This window comes from Helicobacter japonicus, from assembly GCF_000762845.2.
In the GTDB taxonomy this organism is placed as follows: Bacteria; Campylobacterota; Campylobacteria; order Campylobacterales; family Helicobacteraceae; genus Helicobacter_C; species Helicobacter_C japonicus.
This window is the reverse complement of the sequence record NZ_JRMQ02000028.1, coordinates 1-3139: the sequence shown is the minus strand read 5'-3', so window position 1 is coordinate 3139 and position 3139 is coordinate 1. Positions and strand designations below refer to the sequence as shown.

The following is a 3139-nucleotide window of genomic DNA, read 5'->3' as shown; positions in this document are numbered from 1 at the left end:
AACTTTCTTTAATATAGGCTTTGGTGATGAGAAAGGTAATATTATTAATGTTTAGAGAGAGAAAGGAGGAAGTGGGAGAACTCATAGGTTGTTCCTTATTGAAAATTTTTGTATTTTAAGTTTATACTAAAATTCTTGTAATATTCTAATTGAACAAGTTGGCGCAAAAGAGACAAAAGGCATCCAAGCTTTTTGTTGTTCCCAAACCAATACATCAATACTCTCTTTATTTTTTCTAACTTGTTCAATGCTTTCCCGATATGAACTTGAATACTCTAATCCCTCAACAATAATTCTTTTTTCTTCATCAAGCAATATGATTTCATTGCCAGCTATTGCATAGCCCATTATAAGCATAGGATAAAAAACTTTGTAAGACCAATCATAACCCAATGATACAGAAAGAGAATTGTTAGGATTATCATATACTAAATTTCCTGCCTTAAAATCATAAATTTGTCCTTGATTTTTGTTATTTACTATAAGATATTTATCATCTAAAGAAAAATAAACCTCTGTGCATTTTTTATCTTTGTAATGCTCAAGTTCATATAGGTTGTTGTTTAAATCAAATATGCGTAGCTTTCCTCTATCACAGATTCCTAAATGTTGTTTATCATAAGAAATATTAATCGCATCTATACCATCATTATGGACTATGATGCTATCTATCTTGTTCTTTATCATTATTGATTTTTCACTTCTAGTAATTTCATATTGATTGATTTGCATTTTACCATTTTCATAGTATTGTTTCTTATAATTTATCAAACCCTTATTTCTCAAAATTTGTTCAGCATTTTTATACGGTTCTTCTTTTAAATCAATACAATCCCAAGCGAAAAACCCTGATAGCACCTCCATTTTTGCTCTACTTGTCTCAAAGCTTGTATATATAGGCTTTGCGCAGGAGGTAAGCATTACGCACAAAGGTATAAGATAAAATAGTGTTAATGTTCTCATTCACACTCTCCTAATTCATAAGGTATAGGTAAGAATACTATAGCACCAAAATTATAACTAAGGTAATCTGTTAAAGTAGATTGCTCTGGTTTTCTGTCTATTTTACCCCAAGAAAATACTTCTTGTTTTATTTCCTCTTTTTGAGTGTTTAAATCTATATCTTTCCCATTGCTTTGTGGTGTAGTTTTCCACACTATCCAATGAGATTTTTTAATACCTGGTATCCCACTGCTAGAACCACCTATAAGCTCTGCATTAATCAAAGAAACAATATGAGCCTGTGAATATTGTTGTTTATATTTAACCAAACACAACAATTCGTCTTTGCCAATATGTAGTCCATAAGTTACATTAGAAAACAATAATTTTGCTCCGACCTTTAAAAACCACTCTTTTAATGCACCCGCAAGAGTGATACCTGCTGCTTGGTCGCTTGCTTCATCATAGCTAAATATTATATTTTCAGAATCTCTTAGACTTGCTAAGGTTATCCAATCTATACCGTTGATTTTATTATATCTACCATTTTCAAGTGATTTTGGTTTTTTGCAATCCTCACTTGGCTTAATACTTAGATTTTTTATTTTTACTTCTCCTTTTTCCCACAAATCAATAACACATTTTACATATAAATCAGGTCTGTCTATCAAAAGGCAATAAAAAAATGCAGCTGGTCCGCAAAGCGAAGTGGGCCCCTGATTTGGATAATAAGAGTTTGCAGAATTATTAATACTAGGCAATGGAGCACTTGTTGTATGGCAACTATTTTTAGCAAGATTAACAATTCTTTCTTTGAGCGTTTCTATAATTAAATTTTTATCAAATGGATTTGTATTTAATTGCCCCTTTTTAAGCTCTGTAAGATTGATACTTAAAAATACTCCTTGAGTATTCCTATTTTCAAATTCATCAATAAGATTTAAAGCTTTCGCAATGAAATCTGGAACAGAATAATCAATAACAAATTTATGTATAGATTGCGTGTTACCCTTTTTCTCATTCATTTTTATAATAGACTCTATCTCTTTATTAAATTTCCTTAAGGTGTCATCATTATCAAAGTTCAGATTCTTGTTCTCTTCAGGTTGAGTTGTTGTTTGGCTGGAATATTCTAAATGTAAAATGTAGTCGCTTGCTTCAGTAAGATTTTTATCTTTATAAATGCTAAAGTTTTTTTGATTGTTTTGTAATTGTATATAGTATTCTTTCTGTGTTTGATTATTAGAATCTTGATTTGGCAGGTTTTTTAAAGCGTATCTCTTAGCAGGATTTGGACATTGAGATATATTAAGTGTTTTACCATCAAAATAGAATGTAGGTATCTTAGCAAAACTTTCTACACACAAATGCCCATACTCATAACTTCTACATATTTTTCTATTGCGGTTTATGGGATATGAATAATAATCTGGGTGATTTATTGTGATTTCAAATCTATTGATATTTTTGATATATTTTTGAAAATTAAAAGTGATTTCTCCTTGAGAATCTGTTTTATCTGGTAAGGTAATCTTTTGCCCTTCTCTTTGCCCCATACCCAATAAAATAACTTCCGCACCTTTAATGGGATTGTTTTTAGAATCTATAATTTGTATTCTTAATGTATCTTTGCTATACTCTTGAGTGTTTTCTTTATTTAACATTTGTTATTTCCCGCCAATTCCTCATCAAGCAATATTAAGAGTTTATTTTAAGATTTTTTTAAACTTTTCTTTACCCCTCACTCCGCCTTTATCTCCCCACCTTTAACAACTAATCCTTTAGAATCTATGACTACTTCTATTCCACCAGCTTTAAAAATGATTGTATCGCTTGTGGCATAAATAACAGTTTCATTAATCTTTAGATTAATGGCATTACCAGCATTAATAGCGTAATCACTCGTTGCTTCTGATAAAATATTATCAGCTATAAAGGTAGCATTTTCATCTGTTTCAAGTCCCATAGAGGCATTAGATGTAAATAACAGATTCCCTTTAGTCCTAAGCGTAGTTTCATTAGTGGATTCTATGTTAATGGAATCTTCAACTTGTAAATGATATTCCCCCTCCACCATCTCCCTCTTATTCCCTTTTATATTCCTACTCTCATCTTGTTCTATACTTGTATTGAGATTTCCTTGTATCTCTACTTCCTTATCCTCTCCTACATATTCACTGCTATCCTTTGCTACTCT

2 protein-coding genes and 1 pseudogene are annotated in these 3139 nt (G+C 30.9%); all 3 read right to left on the bottom strand.

The genetic code is table 11. The features are described from left to right. Positions 1-126 precede the first annotated feature (126 nt). Positions 127-864, bottom strand: coding sequence for a hypothetical protein (locus tag LS65_RS09525; protein ID WP_236096709.1), 738 nt, complete (start codon positions 862-864; stop codon positions 127-129). A 95-nt stretch (positions 865-959) separates the two neighbouring features. Further along, complete coding sequence (locus LS65_RS09520) at positions 960-2606, bottom strand: hypothetical protein (RefSeq protein WP_236096708.1); 1647 nt, start codon at positions 2604-2606, stop codon at positions 960-962. A gap of 77 nt (positions 2607-2683) precedes the next feature. After that, positions 2684-3139 (bottom strand): annotated as a pseudogene (locus tag LS65_RS09515) (bacteriophage T4 gp5 trimerisation domain-containing protein); the annotation flags it as partial.